The 26,524-nt window shown below is 50.7% G+C and carries 12 protein-coding genes; 4 read left to right on the top strand and 8 right to left on the bottom strand.

Annotation, left to right across the window (positions count from 1 at the left end):
• Positions 1-315 precede the first annotated feature (315 nt).
• Genes ABEB26_RS13915 through ABEB26_RS13905 form a run of 3 tightly spaced genes read left to right on the top strand, consistent with a single transcriptional unit; the run spans position 316 to position 11,128 of the window.
• A complete protein-coding gene (locus ABEB26_RS13915) occupies positions 316-8,421 on the top strand; it encodes an RHS repeat-associated core domain-containing protein (protein ID WP_345722634.1) in 8,106 nt (2,701 codons plus the stop codon).
• A 14-nt stretch (positions 8,422-8,435) separates the two neighbouring features.
• Positions 8,436-9,944, top strand: a complete 1,509-nt coding sequence (locus ABEB26_RS13910) for an FG-GAP repeat domain-containing protein (protein WP_345722633.1) — start codon at positions 8,436-8,438, stop codon at positions 9,942-9,944.
• A 26-nt stretch (positions 9,945-9,970) separates the two neighbouring features.
• Positions 9,971-11,128, top strand: coding sequence for a hypothetical protein (locus ABEB26_RS13905; protein ID WP_345722632.1), 1,158 nt, complete (start codon positions 9,971-9,973; stop codon positions 11,126-11,128).
• Positions 11,129-11,390: 262 nt separating this feature from the next.
• Here ABEB26_RS13905 and ABEB26_RS13900 read toward each other — a convergent pair whose 3' ends face one another.
• From ABEB26_RS13900 to ABEB26_RS13865, 8 genes are all read right to left on the bottom strand, one after another.
• Positions 11,391-13,121 (bottom strand): sensor histidine kinase, encoded by a 1,731-nt coding sequence (locus ABEB26_RS13900; RefSeq protein ID WP_345722630.1) that lies wholly within the window; start codon positions 13,119-13,121, stop codon positions 11,391-11,393.
• Between the two features lie 106 nt (positions 13,122-13,227).
• Positions 13,228-13,842, bottom strand: coding sequence for a GNAT family N-acetyltransferase (locus tag ABEB26_RS13895; protein ID WP_345722629.1), 615 nt, complete (start codon positions 13,840-13,842; stop codon positions 13,228-13,230).
• Positions 13,817-15,115 (bottom strand): MFS transporter, encoded by a 1,299-nt coding sequence (locus tag ABEB26_RS13890; protein ID WP_345722628.1) that lies wholly within the window; start codon positions 15,113-15,115, stop codon positions 13,817-13,819. Before ABEB26_RS13890 ends, ABEB26_RS13895 begins: the two co-directional genes overlap by 26 nt.
• On the bottom strand, positions 15,102-15,434 hold the full coding sequence (locus ABEB26_RS13885) for a hypothetical protein (protein WP_345722627.1): 333 nt from the start codon (positions 15,432-15,434) through the stop codon (positions 15,102-15,104). The genes ABEB26_RS13890 and ABEB26_RS13885 overlap by 14 nt, the downstream gene beginning before the upstream one ends.
• 12 nt (positions 15,435-15,446) lie before the next feature.
• The gene (locus ABEB26_RS13880) at positions 15,447-16,838 is read right to left on the bottom strand and encodes an FtsW/RodA/SpoVE family cell cycle protein (RefSeq protein ID WP_345722626.1); all 1,392 of its coding nucleotides are present in this window, start codon (positions 16,836-16,838) and stop codon (positions 15,447-15,449) included.
• Positions 16,839-16,886: 48 nt separating this feature from the next.
• Positions 16,887-22,211 carry a diguanylate cyclase gene (locus ABEB26_RS13875; protein ID WP_345722625.1) on the bottom strand — a complete coding sequence of 1,775 codons (5,325 nt, stop codon included), beginning with the start codon at positions 22,209-22,211 and terminating at the stop codon, positions 16,887-16,889.
• Between the two features lie 172 nt (positions 22,212-22,383).
• Positions 22,384-23,469: an isocitrate/isopropylmalate dehydrogenase family protein gene (locus ABEB26_RS13870; protein WP_345722624.1), complete on the bottom strand. Its 1,086-nt coding sequence runs from the start codon at positions 23,467-23,469 to the stop codon at positions 22,384-22,386.
• A 139-nt stretch (positions 23,470-23,608) separates the two neighbouring features.
• Positions 23,609-24,988 (bottom strand): hypothetical protein, encoded by a 1,380-nt coding sequence (locus ABEB26_RS13865; protein ID WP_345722623.1) that lies wholly within the window; start codon positions 24,986-24,988, stop codon positions 23,609-23,611.
• 233 nt (positions 24,989-25,221) lie between these two features.
• Here ABEB26_RS13865 and ABEB26_RS13860 point away from each other — a divergent pair, with 233 nt between their 5' ends.
• The gene (locus tag ABEB26_RS13860; protein WP_345722622.1) at positions 25,222-26,481 is read left to right on the top strand and encodes a cysteine desulfurase-like protein; all 1,260 of its coding nucleotides are present in this window, start codon (positions 25,222-25,224) and stop codon (positions 26,479-26,481) included.
• Positions 26,482-26,524: the final 43 nt, after the last annotated feature.

Genomic DNA, 26,524 nt, shown 5'->3' with positions numbered 1-26,524 from the left:
TTTCTTGTCTGGTGATTCAGAAACACGGCCAGGGTGATTTATCACTTTGGCCGTTTTGGTATGCCAAAAATCTAGCCAAGCCGTCTCTCTTGATTAACTAGAGATTCTCGCACTTGTGACAACTGTTGGTTAAGTTCTAAGGAACGATGTGTGATGAATAGAAATTAACTGTGTTAATTTGCTAGGAAATTCTAGCTGTACCCATGAAAAAAAACGCCATAATTGCATCTAAAATCAATGGGCAGGTTTATCACTCTTATCTTCACTATTGAGACAGCGTTGGATCGTCGCTCGCATGGTGTTTGGAGGAATCGTATGCACCGTTTAAATCGTTGGTCGTTGGGGCTATTCGGCTGTTTTGTGCTGAGTCTTTTGCCACGAGCTGGATTACATGCGCAAAGCTTGGAGGATGCAGCCAGCCGCTTTGCGCAGGCACGCGCTTATGTTCTTGGGAATCGGCAACTTCCCACTGCCGATCAGGGAAATACAGTGCTTCCCATGACTCCTTTCGTTGATCAAAACCAACGGCTCCAGCTGCTTGAACAGCGGGCCATTAATGAACAACAGCGCAATCTTATACCACTAACTCGTGCTTCACCGTCAACCCAACTTGGTAACCACCATGTTGGTGCTCGACCAGCAGATAAAGCTACCCCAACGCCCCAACTGGCGCGAGAGACTGAACTCCTGCAATATCGCACTGCTACCAGTAAAGTCTTGGCATTTCCCGATGGGCATTGGGAGACACGGATTTATGCCACGCCGATTCATTATCGTGATCGTGATGGGACATGGGCTACCTATGCCCCAAGTTTGAAGCCAGCCCAACAGCAAAATACGGGTGTTGCTGGCTATGAAGTTGCAGGCACCGATGTCGATCTATGGTTTGCCCATGCCGACACCACGACCTTGGCAAACCAGCAGCGCGATCTCGTTGAATTCGCGTATGCTGGGGTGCGGGTTGGCTTTACGCCACGCGAAGCCCACTTGAACACGCCAATTGTGGATGACCAGTCGATTACCTATCCTGATGCATTTCCGCAGGCTGATCTACGCTATACGGCAACTGGCCTAGGTCTGAAAGAGGACGTGATCTTTCACAAGCCACCAGCTAGTAATTTTGCCCTGAGTACCAATTTGCGAATTACCAATGGTGAAGCCGAACAACAGGGCCAAATCGTTGTGATCAACGGGGTCGATGCCAAACCTGCCTTGGTGCTGAGTGCGCCCTATTTAATTGATGCCAAGGGGCAAATCAGCACTGCCGTTTCAGTGACGCTCAAAAATGGCGGCGATGATCAGTCAATTTTAGTTTATACACCGAACCAAACATGGCTGAACGACCCTGCTCGTCAGTATCCGGTGATTCTCGATCCGACAATTAGCCCAATTTTTCCGGCTGGCGATACCTATGTGAGTAATAATGCGGCGATTTCAGGGATTGAACACTGGCCAGAGGCAGCCCTCTTTTTAGGCTACTCACAAATGACCGACCCACCAAAATTACTCAGTCGCTTTATGCTGAATTTTCAGTTGCCCGGCTTACCAGCCGATGTGACTCCTGGCGATATTGATAGTGCTGAACTCTCGATTTATCAATATATTAATGAACGTGGTGGAGCCTATGATACCCGGATTTATTCGACCATTGATCCGTGGAATGAGCAATCGATCAGTTGGGATAATCACGACTCAATCCAAGGCGATTTTTACAGTACTCAAGCCGTTTCAGCAGGTCGTGGCCGTAAAACGTTTGGGTTAACGTCTCTGGTTCAAGGTTGGTACAGCAGTGATATTGGGTCGCCTCGCGGAGTTTTATTCGCCGCCACTGATGAAACCCGTGCTGGAGGTGCATTTGCCTCCAGCTCATGTACCCATGGCAACTATTGCGACCCATTTAATGAGGAACTTGATCCACGACCCTACCTTTCGATTAACTATACGCCTGCACCCCCACCCCCACCACACTATAGCGAGGTGCGTACGGTTGAGCATTTGACGATCACGCCGAATCCGGTGCCAGCTCCCAATAATAGTGTTACCGCACGCTTTACGTTGCATAATGTTGGAACGCGCCTCGTCCAAATTCCTGAATTACAGGTACAGGTAAACGGGCCACAAGGGCGCGTCGATTTTCCGGCGGTTCAGAATGTGCGGCTGAATCCAGGCCAACGCTATACCTACGAACAAGCGCGGAGTATGCCCAATGCCGGGACGCACTATGCCAAAGCGATGTTTCGCGATGCAAGCACCTGGTATCGGGTCTATATCGCGCCGGGTAGTGGCATCAAAAATGAAACCAGTTTTTTGGTCAAATCAGATTTACCGCCACTCGATAATCAAACCCAAGGCCCCCATGCTGATAATGGGGCAGTGGGCGAGCCAGTTAATACCTCAACTGGCAACTTTTTCTCCGCATGGACTGATTTAACCGTGATTGATCTGGGCCTGTCGTTGGTCTTCGGACGGGTGTTCAATAGCCTTGATGTGGATACCGAAGGGTTATTTGGGTGGGGCTGGGCCAGTAGCTACGATGAACGGCTCGTCCGGCGGCCTGATGAATCGGTGGTCTATATCCAAGGCAGTGGTCAACAGGTATTATTTGATGCCAATTTCCAAACAAGCTACCAAGAAGTGATCGATCCCGACACTGGCGAATCGAACGGGGTCGAAGTGAGTGCACCTGATGGCAGCTACCACGGCGTAACGGGGTTTGATCTGCACCTGAGCCGCGATTTGACCAGCCAACGCTGGACACTGCACGATCAGGATGGGATGACCCGCAGTTTTAACCCCGACGGACGACTTGAAACTATCAGCGATCAATTTGGTAATCAAACTACCCTGCACTACAGCGATAGCCGTTTAGTTGAAATTCAGGGGCCAAGTCAAGCCTGTCAATTGATCTGGCAGCACCAACGGGTTACTGAGTTGCGTTGTCCACAGGCAACCCAGCGCTATCGCTACGATGGAGCTGGCGATTTGGTTGAAGTGATCAATCAAGCCAATCAATCAACCAGTTACCAGTATGATCAAAACCACCGCATTACCCGGATTACGGATGGGGCTGGACGCTTGGTGGTTGAAAATAGCTACGATGCCCAAGGTCGGGTTGAGCAGCAACGCGAAGGGTTGAGCGATTGGCGACAATTTAATTATACGCCAGCCAGCCGCACCACGACCTACCTCGATGCCCGTGGCAACCCAATCACTGATCGCTACGATGAACGTGGACGCTTAATCGAACGGGTTGATGCGCTCAACAACCGTGAACGCTATACCTATGATGATCAGAATCGGCTGACGAGCCGTACCAATGCGCTTAATCATACCTGGCACTATCGCTATGATGCACAGGGCAATCTGTTGAGCACCACCGATCCATTAGGTGGCGTGTGGCGCTCTGAGTATGATGCGAATAATAACAAACTGCGCGACATCGATTCCCTTGGTGCGACCACGATTTTCACCTATAGCAATAATCTGCTGGTTGCGCAACAGCACGCTTTAGGCGGTGTGCGAGTCTACACCACCACGCCAACCGGTTTAGTCGTGGCCGAACGCGATGAACTTGGGCGGATTGCGCAACGCAGTTTCTCGACTCAAGGCTTGGTGCTCAGCGAAACCGATGCCCTTGGTGCGCAAACCCGCTATGAATACAATGGCGCAGGTGATCAGCTGACCATGATCGATGCCCTCGGCAATCGGGTGGAGTACGACTATGATCCACAGCGCCGTTTGACCAGCATTCGTTACCCTGATGGTAGTAAGCAGACGTTTGTCTATGATCCCATGGGCAATCTGATTGCAGAAACCAATCGTTTGGGCCAACAACGCCGTCGATTCTATGATGGCAGCCATCGCTTGATTGGCGAGACGGATTTTGCGGGGGCCGTCACCGACTATTATTATGACCAAACCGATAATCTGGTGCGTATGGTCGATGCGCTGAATCAGGAAACCCGTTTCGGCTACGATGCGATTAATCGCTTGACGAGCCGCACCAATCGACTTGGCCATACCTGGTCGTATGCCTATGATGCGATTGGTCAATTGATTGCTGAGCGTGATCCGCTTGGCCGCGAAACGCGCCACGAATACGATGCTTTAGGGCGTGAAATCCGCACGATCGATCCGCTAGGACGCGTAACAACCCGGCAATTCGATGCCCGCAATCACCTGCTCAGCGAAACCAATCCGCGTGGCGCAACGACGACGATGCGCTACGACCTGCTTGGTCGCATGGTTGAGCAGATCGATGCCTCAGGCGCAAGCACACGCTATGAATACGATCTGGTTGGCAATCAGCTTGCCATCATCGATGCGTTAGGCCAACGCAGCATGACCCTGTATGATGCGGCCAATCGGCAAGTGCAAACAATCAATCGGGTTGGCGCAAGCGTTCGTTATCAATACGACGCAGTTGGTCGTGTGATTGCCATAACCGATGAGCGTGGAGCCATCACGCGTACCAACTACGATTCGATGGATCGTCCGGTCAAGGAGGTTGATGCACTTGGGCATACGACGACGAAGGTCTATGATGCCGAAGGCCAGCTGATTGAGCAGATTGATCCACGCGGCTATCGTCAACGCTGGGGTTACGATAGCGCAGGCCGCCAAATCTTTGCAATCGATCGCACGGGAGCCAAAACCAGCACGATCTACGATGTGCTTGGTCGTGCCACGGAAACGATCGATGCGCTCGGTCAGCGCCGCACGACCGTGTATGATGCCGAAGGCTCAGTGATCGCCCAGCAAGATGAAGCAGGCTTCGTCACTACAACAACCTATGACGCAGTTGGCAATGCGATTCAGGTGACGAATCCACTCAGTGCTACGACAACAACCGCGTATGATGCAGTCAATACCCCGATTCGGGTCACCGATGCACTGAGTGCAACAATGACCACCGACTATGATGCTGCCAATAATCCTGTGCGCGTGACCGATGCGCTGGGCAATGTGACAACGACTGAATACGACCTGCTCAATCGCCTGATTTCCACACGGAATCCCTATGGAGCAGTGACACGGACTGAGTATGACGCTTTAGGTCGGGTCGTGCGCACAATTGACCCACGGGGAGCCATCAGCAGTAATCAATACGATCCTGAAGGCCGCGTGTTGGTCAGCATTGATGCTATGAGCAATCGCACCCAAACCAGCTACGATAGCGCGGGTGCACCGATCAGCGTGATTGATGCGCGTGGCAATCGCACGTTGACGACCTATGACGTGCTTGGACAAGCCATCCGCCAGAGCGATGCGTTGGGCAATCTGACGCTCCAGCGCTATGATCAACTGGGGAATCTCATCCAAACCACCGATCCGCGTGGGGCTGTCACCCAGTATCGCTATGATGCGGAGCAACGCCAAATTGAACGAATTGATGCGCTTGGTCATAGTTGGCAGACGGATTATGATGCCCTTGGTCGCACGCTACGCATGCGTGATCCGTTGGGAAATACGGAGACCAACAGCTATGATGCACGCGGCAATCTGCTCCAAGTAACCAAGCCTGGTGGTCAGGTGCTGCGCTATCGGTATGATGCGGTCAATAACCAAATTGCCAGCCAAGATGGCCGTGGGTTTGTCACCAGCAACACCTATGACCAAGCTCAACGCCTGATTCAAACCACCTCACCGTTAGGCCACCAAACCAGCAGTCGCTACGATGCACTTGGGCGGATTAGCGCCAGCGTGGATGCCAAAGGCCAGACCATGACCCGCCAGTACGATGTGCTGGGCCAAAGCCTGAGCATCACCGACGCGCTCTCGAATACGATCACAACCCGCTATGATATTGCCGGCATGCCCACCATCACGCTCGACCCCAATGGCCATCGCCGCCAAACCAGCTATGATCTGCTCGGTCGGGTGATTGAAGAACGTAATGCCATGGGCCAAGTAACGCGGTATCGCTACGATGCACTTGGCAATCGTATTGGTGAACAATACCCTAATCAACAGCAGATCACGACGCAATACGATGCCCTCAATCGCCCAACAACCAGCACCTTCAGCGTTGGTCAGGCTGAAACGCTCAGCTACGATGTGCTTGGCAATCTGCTGCACGCTGAAAGTGCGGCGGGTAAACAAACCACCAGCTATGATCGGCTCAATCGCCTGATTCGCGGGGTTGATGGGGCGGGCAAAGTGGTCGAGTGGCGCTATGACGCGGCAGGTCGTCGCACCCATGTGATCTATCCCGATGGCCGCATGGTGCAAACGCGCTATGATGCGAATGGTTGGCCCATCCAGATCGATGATGGTCGGGGGCATACGATCACATTGAACTATGATGCGGATGGGCGCTTGTTGGATATTCGTTATCCCCATGCTGCCGTCAGCATGGCCTACGATGCTGATGGTCGTTTGACGGCGGTGCTCAATCGTGGCAATGATGGAGCCTTCGCGGTCTACGAATATCGGCTTGACCCGAATGGCAACCGCACCCGCGAATTGATTTCAACCTTGATGTTTGGTTCGCTGATTAGCATCGAAGAAACCAGCTACGACTATGATCAGATTGATCGGCTGATTCGCAGCCAGCGCAGTGGAGCCGGAACCAGCCAATTAGCCCACACCTATCGCTATGATAAAGCCGGAAATCGGCTGGCGATTGAAGCGACGCAAGGCACAAGCAACTGGACACAAACCATGCGCTACGATGCAGCCGATCGCTTGCTCGAAGTTAACGACTCACGCGCGGGCAAAACGACGTATGGCTATGATGGCGCAGGCCAACGCATCAGTAGCCAAACCTCCCAATACCAAACCCGTCTTAGTTACGACTCGCGAGGCCGTTTGCTCAGCCTCAGCATGCTTGATGCTGCTGGAACCAGCACCCAATCCATCCAACGCTATCGCTACGATCATCACCAACGCCGCACCCTGCTTGAGCAATGGTCGGCTGCTGGTGTGCTACTGAGCAGCGAACATACCCTGTATGATGGTGATTCGTGGAATGTGCTCGCCCAATTCAGCGCCAACCAGCCAACCCAATGGTTTGTGCTACATCCACAAGGTTTGGGGCATCTGGCGGTGGAACGCAATAGCACGACCATGTTTGCTCATCTTGAAGGCTTGGGCAGTTACATTGGCTATAGCGATGCTGCTGGCAAACCCAACGCAACGTTGCCAACCCGCTACAGCGATTGGGGCCAGATCGACAGTGGCGCAAGCAATTTGGTCAGTAACTATGGCTATACCGGCCATCGCCAAGATAGCAGCGGCTTGATCTATGCTCGCAACCGCTATTACGACCCGCAGAACGCCACCTGGCTGAGTGCTGATCCCTTCCCTGCTGATCAGAATATGCCCGGTTCGCTCAACCGTTACAGTTATGTGCGTAACAACCCGATCAGTCGCACTGATCCACTAGGCTTGTTTGATGTGGCAAGTGGTAGCCCAACCCTCAGCCGACCCAACGCAGGGAGTGGTTTAGGCAACGCCATGCATCAGGTTGGTGTAACTGCCGCATCATTGATCGGTAGTGTTTCAGCGGCCAGCCATGCAGCATCCAGTTATGCATCGGCCCAAAGCGCTGGCAGTAGCCGCCCGAATTGTGGGCAACAGTGTAACGAACGCTACACTGTGCGTTCAGGCGATACCTTGAGTGGTATCGGCGCACGCTTCGGCATTGATTGGCGCTGGATTGCCAATGCTAATCGAATTGGTAACCCCTATAGTGTTTCATTTGGCCAAAATCTTTATATCCCATGCAATAGCACAGGAAATGGCAATGGTAGCCCTGGTAACGGCGGAAATCATACCAACCCAGGCAATCCAGGTAATGGTTCAAATCCGGGTAATGGCGAGAATCCAGACAATGGTAGTAATAAAGAAAATCCTGATTGGAAAAGATTTGAGTTTCTAACGGGTTTCTTTTGGAAATTAAAGATTCCGCCGACACCTTTTACATGGGCTGCAAAGATTCCTGGTGTTAAAACATTAGGATTACAAAACTTAAATGCAGAGGCAAAATTAGAGGGATCAGGAGGCTTGGAATATCAATACAATCCAGAATTAAAAAGAATGGATGCTTGTGGTCGCGCAGTATTGGAGTATGAAGTAACGACACCTTCATTTACGACTCCCATACCTTGGATTAAGTACGAATTTTGGGGAAAGGGAGGAATACAGATTAAATTCTGTAAATATGGAGACACATCAATAAGTGGCGGTGGGAGCATCGGGGCCAGAATCTTTGCAAGATCGGAACTTGAGAAGGTCTATAAAGCAGAAATTGGAGCAAGCCTGGCACTAGGAGTAAGTGGAAGCCGTGATGGTATTGATTTCAATTTTGAAGTAAAAGTATATGCCTTAGCAGAAGTTAATATGATTTTATATTGGCGGAAAGTTTTGGATGTATCAGCAGGATTTGGTTATGAAAAACGTTTGATAAAATTCAATTGAGGAGATTTATCCACATGAAACCAATAAAAATAATGACACTGCTCACATTAATCATCGTGACAGTCGCAAGTACAACTGCCCAACAACCAGCCCGTGGCCCGCTGCACCCAAAAAGTGCAGCGGGGGTTATGCCCGCCGCCTATTTGGCTCACCCAAACCAACGGCCAGCCCGACCTAGCAGCAATAGCGGTATTTTGCAGCCAGTCGCTAGCCTTGGCTTGGGCGATGCTGCCAGTGCTGCCGCAATTGATCAACCCTTGGCCAGTGCTAGTGCTGGCAATCACCTGTTGCGCTTGGGCTGGAACAACGGCCTGACAATTGTCCAAACCACGACGCTCACGAGCCAGCCAAGCAGCCTGGCGATTGGCCAAATCAACAATGATCGCTTGGCTGATTTGGCGGCGTTGCAACCGGCAACCAAGCAGCTTGGCCTGTGGCGCGGCACGCTTAGCCAAACCTTGCAACTGACCCAACACTATACGATCAGCACTGAGCCAGAAGCGTTGCACGCCGCCGATCTTACCAGCGATTGCCGTGATGATTTGGCGTTTGCAACGCCCGGCACGATACAAATTTGGTCACAACCAAATAACAACCCTATGCAGGCAAGCCTGAGTTTGCCGTTTGCCAATCGCAGCATGAGTGATTTGGCACTTGGTGATCTTAATTATGATGGCCAGCTTGATCTCGCGGCTTTACGCGGGACAGGTGGTATTACTCAACACCTCGATTTGTTTTCACTCTATCGGGGAAGCTTGCTTGCTACTGACTATCGACCGGTTGATGATCAAGGCTTTGCAGCCCATGCCGTGGCGATTGGCGATGTTACCAACGATGGACGTGCCGATCTCGTGGTCAGCGCTGGGGGCAATATCCCCAATGCAGCGATTAATATTTTTGCCCAACAAAGCGATGGTCGTATCACGACCACACCACAGTTGTTACCAGCATGGCATTTACCGGAAGCTTTAGCGATTGCCGATATTAATCATGATGGATTTAATGATATACTCGCACTGAACAGTGGCTGGTTAGCCTTGACGATCTATCGTGGTCGAGTTGATGGGACGCTGGCGGCCTACGAAACCTACGATCTCCCCTACAGTACCAGCTATCGACCTGAAACTTTGGCCGTTGGCGATCTCAATCGTGATGGTGGCCTTGATGTGCTGATCGCTGATGATCTGCGCGGATTAACCTATTTGATCAACAGCAGTGCTGCGCCTAGTGCGACGATTGATGATCAGATCGTGCCATGTAGCACGATCACGACACCGCATTTCAGCATGAGTGGCACATTGACGAATGCCACGGCGTTGGATGTAAGCCTTGATGCTGGTGCAACGTGGCAAGTGGCGAATGTTACTGGCACGACCTGGAGCTATGAAACCGAGCTACCAGCGTGGGTCTATCCGCTGGTCATGGTGCGGGCACGGCAAGGCGATCGAGTGCAAGCGCCAGCAACGATGCGTCGTCTGCGGTTCCAGCATCATCGGATTGCTGCGCCATTGGTCATGCAATAAATCGGCGTTGAGCCAGCAAAGGATTGATGATGAAACGAACGATTGGATTGTGTTTGGGTGCAGTGGGAATGTTGTATTTACTGGTGGGCGGATTAATCTCCGCCCACAGCCAAAGTTCACCGAGTGTTCAGTATACTGGACTGGCGGCCTGCTATCCCGTTGGCGGCCCTATTGATGATTTTACGCTGACAGCACAGGTTGCACTGGCTGGCGACTACCAAATCACCCATGCAGTGGCGGTTAATGGTGGTGCGCCGAGTAGTGATAGCCCGGTCTTTACGGGCATGCTCGCAGCCAACGAAACCAAAAACATCACGATTAATGGCGGTACCGCTGCAGTTGCTGGTAGTTATACGGTGATTGGCAAACTATTTCAAGTCATCAGCGGCACCAATCAATTAATTGCCCAAACCAGTGCAACTGCCATGATTGCCACACCGTGCCTAGAGCCACCAACCGCAACCGCAACTGCAATCAGCAAGATAAACACGGGAGAGACAGATATTCGTTGGCGACAACAGGTCGTTGATACTGCCAGCAATCAGCTTGTGATTGATGTCTATGCCACCAATTATGGCCAAGGTCTTGGGGCAAGTGACGCACTACTGACCTATGATCCGGTGTTGCTGCAATTACGCGAGGCGCAGCCAACCCGTGAAGATGATTGGATTCGCAGCCATGATCAAACAACGGGCAAGGTGCAGATTGCCTTCGCCCCGATTAGCCCACAGGATACGCAACGGTTGCGTTTAGTTTTTGCCCAACATGAAACCAGCGGTATGATCAGCATTCGAATCGTGCGCGATGATGGCAAGGATTGGGCCAATCCCCTGTTTCTGAATCTCGCCCAGCCACGCAACACGCTGCTCACGGTAGAACATCAAACGCTGCAAGCCCAACTGCGTTTGCGCGGCAAAGGCTATAAACCTGGCGAACGACTTTCGCTGTGGTTGAACTTGGCGAATGGGCAAACCAAAGCAATTGCAGGTATTTTCAGTAGCAACTTCGACCAAGATGGAACGATTGATCTATTGGTGAATCTGCCAACCGAACGATACAGCTCGATAGTCGTTCAAGGTCAACAAAGCCAGGTAATCGGCCAGAGTTGGTCATCCCCAGCTCAGTCTAAATCTATCATCCAAGGACAGCAGGTGCGGGGACATATGGTAATCAAGGCCATCTAAATCATTTCTTTATAATCAAGAAACCCATTCTTTAAAGAACCTACTCCCACAGAGCAAATGCTTGCTCTGTGGGATGTTAATGATTGAAAGATTGTTTGTCTGTATCGATATTGTTGTGGAAACCAAGGGTAGATGATTGAAGTAGCTGAGCTTAATGCCCCAAGAATCAGGTTTGGCTTTTGGTTTGTCTAGGTTAATCGGCCTCGTGGTCTTGGAATGATTCGCCCAGTCGAATTTTAGATTGAGATTGTAGGAGCATTGATTACATTACCCGCGCCGCTGGTAACGAACAATAAAAGGTTGTGCCATGGTTGAGTTTTGATTCAACCCACATTTTGCCACCATGTTGGGCCATAATCGCGGCACTAATATACAACCCCAAACCTGAACCACTAGCAACCGTCGAGCCTTGGCCGCGATAAAAGCGCTCGAAAATATAGGGTAATTCATGCTCAGGAATGCCAATTCCTTGATCGCTCACGCTGATTACAATTGCTTGATCAAGCTCGCTTTCGCTGCTAATGCTGGCGTTGCTCGGCGCTGGCGCGTGATCAGCATCCATTATACGCACTGAAATTGTGCCGCCATCGGGCGAATAACGAATTGCGTTGATCAATAAATTGGCCAGCACTTGGCGTAAGCGTTGTTGATCGGCGGCTAATTCGTAATGTTCAAGGCTACTGCTAAATTGAATGGTATGGCGTTGCGATAAGCCTCGGGCGGCTTCGGCCTCATCGGCAACCAGTTGCACCAGATCAATGCTTTGGATAAATAAACGAAATGTGCCTTGCTCCAAGCGACTGACATCAACCATATCTTCGATCAGTTGTAACGCTTGTTGCGATTTAGTGGCAATTGTGTTGAAGGCCTTCTCGTTATAGCTTTGGTCGCCACGCCGGAGCTTGCGCATGCCCAGTTGGGTTGTACCAATCACCGTGGTTAGGGCATTTTTGAGATCATGGGCTACCGATGCAATAAAGTTGCTGCGTTCGTCTTCATTGATGCGGCGGCGTTCAGCTTGCACAACTTCTTCGAGCAAATTCTCATTTTTTAGGGCATAGCCCAGCCGTACTCCAATAAAATTGAGAAAATTCAGTGCATCATCATCGAAACGGGTATCTTGCAAACTGGCCAACACAATTACGCCGAGCCGCTCGTGGGTATCGTGAATTGGCACAATCAAGAGTTGTTGCACGCCAAGTTGAGCCAATTCGGGCCATTGTTCGTTGGTTAAGGCGAGGCGTTGGGCTTGGCCAGTTTGGTAGCATTCATGCAACAAGGCATTGCTGGCCAACGGAATATGATCAAGCCCAAGTTCGCGAATTTGTAAGGCCAAGGGTGTATCGCTCAGGCCAAGGGTCACAAATTCTTCGGTTTCAGGGCTGGGAATATACATCAACGCCAAATCGGCATTGCCAATCTCGCAAAGTTGGTGGGCGATGGTATGCGCCAAATCGCCCAATGATTGTTGCTGAATGATGCCCGAAATGGTGCGCAATAAGGCGATAAACTGTGAACGGCGTTGATGGCGTAACCAAAATTGCCCGCGTTCTAATGCCAATGCCGCTAAATCGGCTAAAACCGTCATAAAGCGCAGAGCTTCGCGCAGTGGCTCATTGTCGCTGGGTTCGGCAAATGCGGCTAACGCGCCCACTGTATGGCCATTTAAGCGAATGGGTGCACTGAGCCAGCCTCGGGCATCAGGTTTGAGCGCAAATTCAAGCGTGCGCCAAAGTGGCAGGGCTTGAATTGGCTCCAAAGCCACTGCCCGACCCATTGCTACAACTCGTGCTTCGGCGCTGGTGGGGGCTAAAACGCGGGTGGGTAAATTGCTCGTATTGGCCTTGAGCCACAGCTGCTCAGCCTCGTATAACACAATATAACCGTGCTGTAGATCAAGCAATACTTGACCATTCGTGACGATCAACTGCAAAATATCGTCGAGTTCCCAGCCGGCCTCAATTGCCTCAACTACTGAATCAAACTCATTCAACGCACTACTCCTAGCCCACGTGCCAGCGGCAGGGGACAGCAGATTTCAGTCAAACATTCAGATTATACGGGCTTCGCCCAACAAAATAATTAACAATCTACTTGATTCAGTGGTGATTAATCTCGCCTTCGCTAATCGTTGGGTCGAGATAGATTGTCACATCGCTTTCGCCGTGTGAGGTGTGCATATGGTAGGGGAAGCCTGAGCGCCGAATCAAGCGCAGCATGGCCGCATTTTCTGCGAGCACCGAAGCTTTGAGGTAGCGTAGACCGCGCACTAAGGCCACTTGAAACAACAAATCAAGCATATACGTGCCCACGCCATGGCCTTGAAAATCGTCGCGGACTAAAAGCGCAAATTCAGCCTGAATATGATCAGCGCCTGCTAAGCGTGCGACCGCTACAATGTGCTCTTGGCCATCTTCGTTGAGCAAGGCAATCAAGGCATCGGCGTGGTCGTGATTGAGCGTGGCTAACCGAGCAGATTCTTCGATCACCCGCTCGATTGGAATGTTGATCATAATCGTGGCGAAGCGCAGCTCAAGCGTGCGCGGCGATAAACGGCCATACAATTCGACCAACAATTTAGCATCATCAGGCGTAATATGGCGAATCGCTAGCTCAACGCCTAACTTGCTCGTCCAATGAACGAGGCCAGTTTGCGGAAACGGAGTCAAGTCGGGCAGGGTGGGTTCCTCAATTGTGAGATTTAATGGTAGCATAATCGGCATTAGTTGGTGGGGTACGGGCAGCAAACATGGCTGCCATACCTAGGCAAAGGGCCGAGAATAAAAAGGGTGCGGCGATCCAATGGCTATACAAGCGTGCGCCCAAGGGTGCTGCCACAGTTGCGGTCAATGCGCCTGACGCTCCATAGATCGCCAAGGCTGTGCCGCGTTGTTGTGGTATCACACTTTCCGCAAGTAAGGCTTCCAAAGCTGGTACATAAAAACTCCATGCCAGCGCTTCACAAGCCCAAAATATTGCGGTGATTGCAAGTTGTGGGCTGATAGGTATTGCTAGGTAAACTAACATACTTACGCCAAGCCCAAGCTTGGCAGCCCGTCGATAGCCAATGCGATCAGCAACGCGCCCAAGGCGTGCCGGAAACAGCGCATAAATAATGCCTGGCACAATATAGGCCACAGCGACCGCCGCCACACTTGCCCCAAAACGATCAGTCAATAACGGCACGGTCATTGGAATCGAGGCACTATAGCCCGCACTGATGCAACTTTGCACAAGCAACAGACTGCGGATTGCTGGCTGACGTAACACACTGTGCCATATTGCTTGTATTGTACCGCGTTTTGCTGGAATTGCATGAGGCCATGAACGGAGACTGAAGATTCCTGCTACAACCACGCTACTGCTAAACACTATGTAAATGCCATGAAATAGCTCGACACGGGGAATTGGATTGGGTAAATAGTCGAGGCTAGCTTGCAACCATGTGAGTTGTTGTAGTTGCTGGCGGGTTTCTGCATCCCAGCCAATAAAACCAATTCCCGCGATGATCGCCCCGACAATTGTTGCCAACGAACTGGCCATGGTTAGCCGCCCATAGCCTGAGCCACGTTGACCATGACTGGTTAATTGGGCAATCAGCAGGCTTAAACAGAGAGTTGAGCCTGCTCGCCCGATCGCGAGTAATGCTTGACCAGGCATTAACCAGGCACTACTATCAGCAAAGCTCCAAATTGCAAAGCCACTTGCTAAGGCCGCCAAACTCAAACGCAGCAAAATCCCGATGATCCCACGATCAGCGAGCCAACTCAGGCTGAGCCGCGCAAATACGCCAAAAGCTGCTCCCAAACCCACCAAATTGCCAATCACTTGGGGCGAGCCACCCAGCGCTTGTACATACAACGGCAACAAAAAATCGCCAACCCCAACATGCAATGAGATCAGCAGTTTAATCACCAAGGTCCAACCTAATGAACGCGCAAACTTGGTTGAAGCCTGCGCGTCATTGTTTGTATCAAGTTTGTTCATCAGAATCGGTTGAAGTAGCAGGCTCATCAGGTTGGAAGGCCCACCAGATCTGCATTGCCAAATAGGAGGTTGTCATTAAGAGGATTCCACTGCCCAAGGTTACCCCAATCGCCAAACTACCAAGTTCTTCGATTGGCCATGGCAGAAACCAGACCAACAACAGGGTTAGGCCAAGCAGCAAACTGGGAATCAACAGCATTAACCCCAATTGCCAAACTGGACGAACCTGTTGCCACCAGCGATAGCCCCCAAAAAAGCCAATAATTGTTAGCAGACAGATCGCAATTGCTGCGCCGATGCCAATAACAAACCAATTCATGGTTGGCCTCGCTTAGGTTTGCTTCTGAGTTGTGGTCGAAATGCGCAACAGCAAGCCAACAATCACAAAGTTCATAACGACCGATGAACCACCATATGAGATAAATGGCAAGGTAATCCCAGTTAATGGAATAACCCGTAAATTGCCACCGATGATGATTAAGGCTTGGACTGCCAAAATTGTGGTTAAGCCCACTGCCAACAATTGCTCAAAGCCGCGAAAGCGTCCTGGGATTGAGAGCGCAATGTGATAGCCACGATAAATCATCAGCACATACACAATCAAAATTCCAATTGTGCCCATCAAGCCCAATTCTTCGGCGATTCCGGTATAGGCAAAGTCGGTGTGCACCGCAGGAACATAGTGAGGTGCGCCCAAACCAAGCCCACTGCCACTCACTCCGCCTGCAGAGAGCGCATATTGCGATTGCACAATCTGATAGCCTAAGTTTGCTGCATCTGACCAAGGATCAAGCCAAATCGCCACCCGCTCTTGAACTTTGCCAATGTATTGGTACATTACATACGAGCCAATGCCGAATGCCCCGAAACTGGCTCCAACATACCAACCATTGCCCGTAGCAACATATAACATCGCAATGAAGATGCCAAATAGCAACAAAGCTGCACCCAAGTCGCTTTGCTTGACGATCAAGGCCATACACAACGCCCAAATCCCACCCATTGGCACAAGATAGGGCAAGGGTGGTAGGGTGATGCGACCTAAGCGGTAGCCATGATTAACCACTTCACGATGCTCGATCAAATATGAGGCTAAAAAGACTACCAAGATAATTTTAAGCAATTCAGCGGGCTGGAATAGAAAGCCACCAGGCAGGCGAAACCAAACTTTAACTCCGCTATTATTAGGGTCAACCCCGATGATGAAGGTTAAAATCATCAAGCCAACCCCAAGCAACATCCATGTCCAGCGATGGTTTTTGAGCCATTCCATCATACCAGTGCGAAAGAGCCGAATAAAGATCCAACGATCCCAATCGACAAACACCATTAGCACCAGCAAAATGACCCCAACCGTCACGAAGGCCGATTGTTTCGATGCAACATCGCCGTAAATGTCTTTATCAAGGGTTGGCGCAACCCGTGCCGTAAACAGTAGGCCCAAACCAGAAAGCACCGCCACCAGGGGCAGCAAAATTTGGTCGGCATTGGGGTTGCGATACGAAAGCCCAGCGCTCACCACCAGATAGAGCAAAAGCGGCAGCGACGATGGCCAGAGCACGCTGAATAACGATTGCAACGAGCCAACATCAGCTTCCAAACGGCGTTGGCCGGTAGCAAACACCATCATGTAGCCAGCGGCAAACAGCAGCAACACGGTTATTAGCAACTGGACTTCAACTAAGCGCACGCGCCGCAAGTTGTGCAGCATATCACGCACCATATCAGACCCTCCAAATGCACCAAACTTGGGCTATTGTAGCATACTGCCCTAGGCCATCGTAACCCGATCACGTCCAGTTTCTTTGGCAATGTACAAGCCGCGATCAGCTCGATCAAGCAGGCTGACAACCGAGTTATCATCTTTGCTTAAACCCGTCACTCCAATGCTGACCGTCAGGTTGATACTGGCTTGCTCATGCTGAATCGGGTGGTTGGCGATCGCGATCCGTAAGCGTTCAGCAATGATCAGGGCTGCCGAAACATCAGTATCGGGCAGCAAAATCGCAAATTCTTCACCCCCATAGCGCCCAAGCAGATCTGAAGGTCGTAAATTGGCACGACAAATATCGGCAACCGTGCGTAATACCAAATCGCCAACCGAATGGCCGTAGCTATCGTTGACCCGCTTGAAATGATCAACATCAAGCATCATCGCTGAAAGTGGATGGTCGCTACTACAGGTCAAGATCCATTGGCGTTCGGCCAACTCGAAGAAATGGCGACGATTGCTGACTTGGGTCAGTGAATCGGTGATCGCGAGGCGTTGCACTTGACCAAATAATTGGGCATTGGCAATTGCAATCGCTGCCTGTGAGGCAAACACCATGCCCAATTCGGCCTCATGCTCAGAGATTGCATGGGGTTCATCGCGATCGATCGCCAAAAAGCCTACAATTTCGCCGCGCACCAACAAGGGCAGCCCCAGCCATGAACGTGCTGGATGCTCACCATAGCCTTTGAAGCGTGGATCTTGGGTGATATCGTTGATAATTAATGGTTGGCGCAGCGTCGCTAGTTGCTTGAATAGCGGATCATCGTCGATTGAGATTTTGGTGCCGCGCACCCATAAGGTTGGGCTGGGGCTTTCAACTTGCTCAAATTTAAGCTCATTTTCCTCACGTAGGGCGATGCACGCTCCATAGTAGGGTAACAATGAGTTAAGCTGAATTAGCACATATTTGAGCACATCGACTAAATCGAGCGTAGCATTCAACACGGTTGAGAGTAGGCGCAGCCGTTCGGCCAAACGGCGTTGTTCACGTTCAGCATTGATGTGAATTTCGAGCTGAGTAGTGCGTGATTTTTCTAAGCCAAGGGCAATATGGGTGGTGATCGCCCGCAGAATAACTTCATCTTCCCTGGAGAAAAAGCCCCATGCCAAGCGATTATCAAGGTAAACCACGCCTAAAAATCGCCCATCAAGCATCAAGGGCGCGGCCAGAACGCTGCGCAGGTTGTGAGCAGTGACACTTTCGCTACTGGTAATTAATGCATCATCGGCTCCAGTTACAATCACAGGTTTTTGGGTGATGCGAACTCGCTCTAGCACTGTGCGGCTATAGCCTTGCAAGGTCTCGGTAACTGGATTGCTTGAGGCATCACGTGCCGCGCGAAGATGTAAATCATCGTTTTCGAGCAGGAATAGAAATGCCCGTTCTGCTCCTAAAATCCGAATTACTGAATCGAGCGCAGTTTGAGCTTGCTCATCGAGATCGTAGCTTTGGGCCCATGCCAAACTGACCGAAAGCAAGGCATCCAATAAGCGTTGCATGCGGCTATCATCGGGGCGTAGCGCATCATCGCTGATAATGCTGGTAGTCGAATTGAGCCGCTCTGGGTCGTCCAGCTGAAAGGCCACGGCGATATTGCGCATACGCAAAACCCATTGATGATCAAAGGCGATCGTGTAGGCGCGACTGGCTTCGCGTTTGGCGGCGGCCATTTGCTGCTGCATGCCAAACAGATGCGCCCGAATCCGATGGGCTTCATATAAAATCCAAGGAGCATCATGCAAGTGAGCTAACTGTTCGGCCTGCCCCAACAACTCTAGGGCTTGCGCAAAACGCCCATCAAAGCCGTGTGCCGCCGCAAAAATAACTAAAGCATGGCCGCGTAAAATCGGCGTTGTCGCAACCAACAAGGCTTGGCGTGCGGCAATCCGTAAGCGGCGAGCAGTTACCCGTTTGCGCTGCTGTAAAAATTGGGCGATGCGGATATAGCCCTGCAAAATGTACATATAGCGCGAATGAAACGGCATAAAACGCGGATTATTGCGATGTTGCTGATTAAAATGGCGCAATAATTGATCGTTTTGCTGGCCTGGATCTCCCTGCTCAAGGTTAACGATCATCTGCGAGGCATCGGCTAGATTTTTCCAAGCCAAGAGCCATTGTTGGCGCTCTTTGATGTCGGGTACAGGGTAGCGTTGGGCTTCAGCAGTCGAACCAAGCGTAATCAGCAGCGGCGCAGCCCATAATTCTAAAAACCAGGTTTGTTCATTGCGATGATTATGTTGCTCGAAGCGCTCAAAGGTTTCTTGCACCAATTGCCATGCTTCCAGTACATGGCCGCGTAAAAAGAGCAAGAGCACACTATCAGCTGTGGCATGGCCATAAGCCAGCGAATCGATTGTGGTTGTATGTTGACGTAATGTTGTGCGTAGTAATCGTTCAGCCTGCACTTCATCGCCAATGATATGGCTAATAAAGCCTTCGTACAAGGCCACCCGCGCCTGCAACATACGATCAGCGGTCGGAGTAGTGGCGATGGTTTTAGCTTTATTCAAGGCCCGTTTGGCTAAATGGCGCTGACCAACCATTGCCCACATACTGGCATAGTTGCTCAACGCTCGCACGCGAGCCGGACGGGTGCGCCCACGGCGTGCCCAAACCAACGAGCGTAAAAAGAGGCTGACCAACAACAACATTTGGCTATTCAGGTAGGCATACATTCCCACCGTATCATAGATTTCCAGCAAAATGATGATGCGTTGCTGCTGTTGGGGCGAGCTTGGTTGTAACCATGGCACACTACTTTTGAGCAAGCGGCCAAGTGAGCGCCCTATATCACTGATCAAGCCAAGCAATGAACGTTCTAAGGCTGGTTCGTTTAATGCCTCAAATGCTTGATCAAAGTAGCGCCAAATGTCGCGTGGTTGTTGTTGCCAAGCGTGAATATGGGCAATGGCCGTGAGCAACCGCGCCTGATGATCTGGTTCGCTGGTTTGTTCGAGCGCTGCTTGCAAATGCACCAAGGCAGTTTGATTTTGGCCTAAACGCAGGCAGAGTTGGGCAAATTGGGCATGTTGTTGCGGCTGAAATGCTAATGATTGGCCTTGGGCAATCTGGTAGGCCTGCTCGAAAAAATGATAAGCTTCATCGTAGGCATAATTCTCTAGCGCCACCTGCCCTGCATTGCTCAAAATCGTAAAGCCACGAGCCAAAAATGTTGGGTCGCTGCTTTTCGCTCGGGCATAGTGATAGGCCAATTGATACATTGCTTCTGGCTCAAGCTGCTCGTGATCAAGATTTTTGGCAATTTGGGCATGTAATTGTTGCTGTTGCTCAGGCGTAATGCCTTCGAGAAAAACTTGATAGATATTTTGGTGAGCAAAATGATAATGGCCCGATGCGCTGCGCTCGATTAAATGGCTGCGTCCGCCAATCGTTAAGGCCTCGTAGACTTCGCTTGGCTCACCTTGCCATAGCTCAATTAAGCTATTGCGGCGAAATTGAAAGCCCAGCACTGCTGCTAATTCGAGAATTGCCCGCACTTTGGGGCTTAGCTCATCGATTCGGCTCAGCACCAAGCGCACCACATGCGAGGGCAACGCCAATTTGGTCAAACTTTGATCGTCGATCATCCAGCAAGTGTTAACCAAGCGCAACATCCCAGTATCCAACAGGGTTTGGATATATTCGCGCAAGGCAAACGGACTGCCAACACTGCGAGCGACGATCTCGTTGATAATTTGCTGATCGACGTTATAGCCACCTAAATAGCTGGTAATAAATTGGGTAGCAGCTTGATCGGTTAGGGGTTGCAGCAAAATCTCTTGGATGGGAATGGGCTGATTGAGCGTGAGTCGCTCATAGACCATTTGGCTATCGAGACTATCATTTAAAGAAATAATCAAACACAAGGGCACTTGCTGAATCCGTCCGATAATTCGGCGCACAACATTAAAACTGGCATCATCAATCGCTTGCAGATCGTCAATAAACCAGACAGCCGCAGGATGCACACGGGTCATCCAAAGTAGCAAATCGGCCAAGATCGTATTAAAACGCTCGTAATCGGTCGCCAATTCAGGTTGTTTGGTGTGGGGCAAAATTGGTTGCAAACATGGAAATGTGCGCAACATCAGCTCTTGGTAGCCTTGCACAAATTGGCGTAGTTGCTCCTCGGCATGGCGGCGCTGGCTTTCGGGCATCAATTCCAAATAATGCACATATTGCTCAAACGGGCTGCGCAAGGCACTGTAGGGTAGGGCTGAATCTTTGACGCAGGTTGAGCCAAAGGTCAAACCACCAAGCGACCGTGCTCGATGCAACATTTCGCGGCCTAATTGGCTTTTGCCTAAACCCATCGCGCCTTTGATGGCGATGACGCTGCCATGGCCTTGGCGAGCACTATTCCAGCCTTGACGTAAGATTGCCAACTCGGCATCACGCCCAATCAAATCATTATCGTAGAGCGCCCCTGTCCAGAGGTCATCGGCTCCAAGGCGAATTGGGCGACCAGCAGCCAACATGAGATTTAAGCTATCAATTTGATTAATATCCGAGAGCAAGCCCTCGGCTGTTTGATAGCGATCGTCAGGATCTTTGGCTAGCAGGCGAGCGACGATTTCGGCCAGCGCAGGTGAGACATGGGGAGCCATCGAACGTACATCGGGTGCTAAGACGACGGCATGTTGGCGGATCAAATCGGTAATATTTGAAGCATTGAAAGGTGGTACGCCAACCAAACATTCAAACAAGACTGCGCCAAAAGCATACAGATCGGAGCGGGCATCGACGTTGCGTTTGAGATAGCCAGTTTGTTCGGGCGAACTATAGCGCAGCGTGCCCAACACATGAGTTTGCTCAGGGTCAAGGCTATTGTGGCTAGCAAAGCCAAAATCGATTAATTTAATGTTGCCTGAGGGCTGCATCAACATATTGCGGGGCTGAATATCGCGGTGCGTGATGCCTTGGCGATGGACTGCGGCCAAGGCACTGGCTAAATCTTTGATCAGCCGAATGACTAAACTTTCAGGCAACGGCCCAAGTGCCACCAAATCAAGCAACGTTTGGCCTTGAACCAACTCCATAATGATATAGGGCATCTCGTTGTAGTGATCAACCTCGATTACCTCGGGCAAACTGGGGTGGCGTACCAATGCCAAGGCACTGGCTTCGCGCCGAAATGCCGCCGCTGCCATAGTTGGCGATTGGTTGCCATTCAGGCGGGGAATTTTCAAGGCATAGGTTTGGCCATCGCGCACACAACGATAGACAGTGCTATGTAAGCCCCGTCCGATTTCGCCCAAGATCCGTACCTTGGGGATAGCAGGTAATTCTGATGTTGCTGGCCATGTTGATTGTGTCATATACGTTCTAGAATGCCAAACAGTGGATCATACCACGGCACATCTACCTACCATTTCGCGTACAGTCGGCTGAGATGAAGTGTACCATGAAGCTGAATTAATTCTTGGGTATAGTCTCTAAATATGGGGATAGCTGGCGATCAGCCTAACCTGATCGCCAGTGATAGCCCAATTAGGCTTGCAATTTAGCAATAATGGCATCGGCCATTTCGGCAGTCCCAACCGCGCTTGGGTCGTTACGATCATCCTTCAGGTCGTAGGTTACATCCTTACCTTCAGCAATCACCGTTGCAACCGCTGCATTGAGCCGATCAGCGGCTTCGATTTCGCCCAAGTGGCGCAACATCAACTCGCCTGAGAGGATCAAGGCGGTTGGGTTGACTTTGTTGAGATTTTTGTATTTTGGAGCTGAGCCGTGGGTCGCTTCAAAAACTGCGCCATGTTCGCCGATGTTGCCGCCTGGGGCAACCCCAAGGCCCCCAACCATGCCAGCGCACAAATCGCTCAAAATATCGCCATACAAATTGGGCAATACCATCACATCATAGAGCTCTGGTTTTTGCACCAACTGCATACACATATTATCGACAATCCGATCATCGAACTCGATATCGGGATAATCTTTAGCAACTTCACGGGCAACCTCTAAGAACAGCCCATCGCTGAACTTCATAATATTGGCTTTGTGAACTGCTGTGACTTTTTTGCGTTTGTTGGCGCGGGCATATTCAAAGGCAAAGCGCACAATTCGCTCTGAGCCAGGCACCGACATGGGCTTAATCGAGATACCACCTGGCTCTTTGATCAAGGCATTTGGGCGTTTTTGCAGCAGCCAGTTGCGCAATTCGGCCACTTCATCAGTGCCACGCTCAAACTCGATCCCCGCGTAGAGATCTTCGGTGTTTTCGCGCACAACTACAAGATCGATGTTTTCAAAGCGTGAGCGCACGCCAGGGTAGGAACGACATGGCCGAACACAGGCATAGAGGTCGAGTTCTTTACGAATCGCCACATTGACTGAGCGAAAACCTGTGCCAACGGGGGTGGTAATTGGCGCTTTTAACGCCACTTTGGTTGAACGAATTGATTCGAGCACAGAATCGGGCAATGGAGTCCCTAATTGCTCCATCACATCGACCCCAGCATCCTGAATATCCCAATCAAAAGCCACGCCTGTAGCTTCTAAGACCCGGCGTGTAGCTTCGGCAAGTTCTGGTCCTGTTCCGTCACCACGAATCAAGGTAACCCGATGAGCCATTGATTGATCCTTTCGATTCAAAAGCCCCTGCATTTGTACGGTCGAACCGTAGCAGCATTATAGCATCCTGCGGGCTGAAGCGACAAAAAAGGGATGCGCAATCGCGCATCCCTATTAATCATCAAGCGAGGTTCGTTAACTATTTCTGGAAGAAATCGAGATTACCTTCGCTTGCTGCCCCGTCGCCACGATTCAAGGAACCGCTTGGAGTTGCTGATTGACGCATACTCAAGGTTGATACGCTGGTTACACTATTGCTGCGCATGCGCAAGAAGGCATATGCCTCACGCCCACTTTCGCTTACTGAATAGATTTGATAAATGCCGGGATCGAAGGAATTATTTGGCATAAAACGAATATTGGCATAATCAATCGATCCATTACCATCAGCATAAACGCCAAGAACTTCGGTTACGAGTTCGTCATATTCGTTGAGTACACCAACCGCAACTACTTCGCCTGGAACAAACCCTCCTGCATAGAAGTTGTAAATCGTATCCTGTCGACCCTCGCGAGGGTCAACCCGTGCGTTATAATCGGAGGGAAGTGGCTGCTCAGGTGCTCGCGTAACTTCAAAATACCCAATGCTGGCATGTCCGCTGAGCCGACCTTGGGCAGTAATAGCCCAAACCCCAACCCCCTGGTTGATCGTGACGTAAATATCCGATGAGGTTAATGAACCATCAATATCAGCATAGGTTGTGGAGTTGGCCGGATAGACCGTCCCATCAGGTGAGGTCAACCACAAAACCACTTCTTCACCTGCAACAAAGCCAAAACCATTGAAACTAAAAGTTGTGCCTTCTGGTCCAGAACTTGGTGTAACAATTGCATCTTTGTTCGGTGGCAAACCAGGTGCACCTGGAGGGGCACTTCCTGGCGGGCTGCCTGGTGGTAATGGTGTTGTCAACTCGCGAGGAGCTAAGCGCCGACCTAAATCGCTGACAACAACCCGTTGTCCAGCTGGGTAGTCGGGCCAAAATTCAAAGCGAGCACGCTCGAAATATTGAACAGTATGCCATTTATTATCCGAAGCGAGAATTTCATCCATCTCTTCGCTAATCGGGTAGCCAAATACACCTAAACCACCCTTGGTTTCCCAAATGGTTTTGAAACCCCACATAACCATATGGCTGGTTTCGGGGAAGTAGCGATGGTTGGCATCGTTGGCTTGAGGTGGAATTTGTGGAAACACCCGATTAACGGTTGCTTCGCGCCCCAAAAGCCCCAACTCAATCGAGCCATTGCTGGCTAACTCAAAGCGCGCACGTTCAAACCATTGGATGGTTTTACCCTGTGCGTTGCGATATTCTTCAGTAATTGGGTAGCCAAAAATTTGCAAGCCGCCGTTAGCCTTCCAATAATCACGGAAACCACCACCAAGGTAGTGACCGGTTTCAGGATAGTAGGTTGGTGGGTCGGCAGCGTTAGAAGCTTGAGGTCGGACAGCAATGAGCGTTAAAAGCATCATTACAATGATTAACGCCATGCTGCGCCGCACGGTCGAACGTGGGAGCATACCTCCTCCTTAGGATTAATCTAAAATGAGAACCCAAGTCTGAGTATACCGATAGTTAGGGCTTTTGGCAAGTCCAGATTAGGCTTTTTAGCGCTTGGGTTGCGGGATTAACCCATTTTTACATCCCAACAGAATGCTCCTAAAATCGTCCTTAGCTAGATCTTGTATGATAAAGCTTGTTTTACTGGCTAGCCCGCTTGCAAGCGACCTAGCATAGTTGCCAAGGAGTTACCATGACGGTCGATTTAGCGCCATTTCGCAGTCACTTTCCAGCGTTAACCCAGACTCACGCGGGGAAACCCTTAGTTTTTTTTGATAACCCTGGCGGAACCCAAGTACCACAACAGGTGATTGGCCAGATGACCGATTATTTGCGGCGTTCGGTTGCCAATACCCATGGTGCTTTTATCACGAGCCAGCGCACCGATGCTGTCATTGATGAATGTCATGCAGGTTTGGCGGCCTTGCTTGGCGGCGAGCCAGATGAAATTGTGCTGGGAGCCAACATGACTTCATTGACCTTTGCGCTTAGCCGTTCGCTATCCCGTGAATGGCAAGCTGGCGATGAAATTATTCTGACCATGCTTGACCACGATGCCAACGTTACGCCATGGCTCTTGGCCGCTGAGGAACGTGGGGTTACTGTACACTTTGTGGATATTAATCCCGATGATTGCACCTTGTTGATGAGCGATTTTGAGCGTTATCTTTCGCCGCGCACTAAATTCGTTGCGGTTGGTTGGGCCTCAAATGCCTTTGGCACGATTAATGATGTTCAAACAATTGTCAAACAAGCCCATGCCGTGGGAGCGTTGTGTTTTATTGATGCAGTTCAGAGCGTGCCCCACATTCCATGCGATGTCAAAGCGCTTGATGCCGATTTTGTGGCATGTTCGGCCTATAAATTTTTTGGGCCGCATGTTGGAGTGCTCTGGGCCAAACGCGAACATCTTGAGCGGCTGTTTGCCTATAAAGTGCGGCCTGCCCCCGAAACCTTGCCTAGCCGCTGGGAAACTGGCACCCAAAATTTTGAGGGCCAAGCGGGTATCAACGGAGCCTTGGAATATCTCGGTGGCTTAGGCGTGGGCTATATGGAGCGCTACGATCAACAACTTGGCGAGACAGTTGGTCAACGTGCAGTCTTGTTGGCCGCGATGCATGCGATTGCCGAAGCTGAACAAGGCCTTGGTCAATATCTGATTCAAGCATTACAAACGCTCAACGGGGTGCAGTTGTATGGCATTTTGGAGCCTGAACGCGGCCATTTGCGTGTACCAACTGTGGCATTCCGCAAGGCTGGAGTTATGCCCCAAGCGATTGCCAAAACCCTTGGTAACGAAGGCATTTGCGTTTGGGATGGTCATTATTATGCGCTACGAGCAGTCGAACGCTTAGGCTTGCTTGAGCAAGGTGGTATGGTACGGGTTGGTTTGGCCCATTACAACACACGCACTGAGATCGACCGCATGGTCGCTGTGCTTGAGTCAATCTAGTACCTATCAATCAGCATTGCCCTGGCGTAAGATCAATCTACAT

The sequence above is a fragment of the Herpetosiphon gulosus genome (assembly GCF_039545135.1).
Taxonomy (GTDB): domain Bacteria; phylum Chloroflexota; class Chloroflexia; order Chloroflexales; family Herpetosiphonaceae; genus Herpetosiphon; species Herpetosiphon gulosus.
This window is presented reverse-complemented; position numbering and strand designations above follow the sequence as displayed.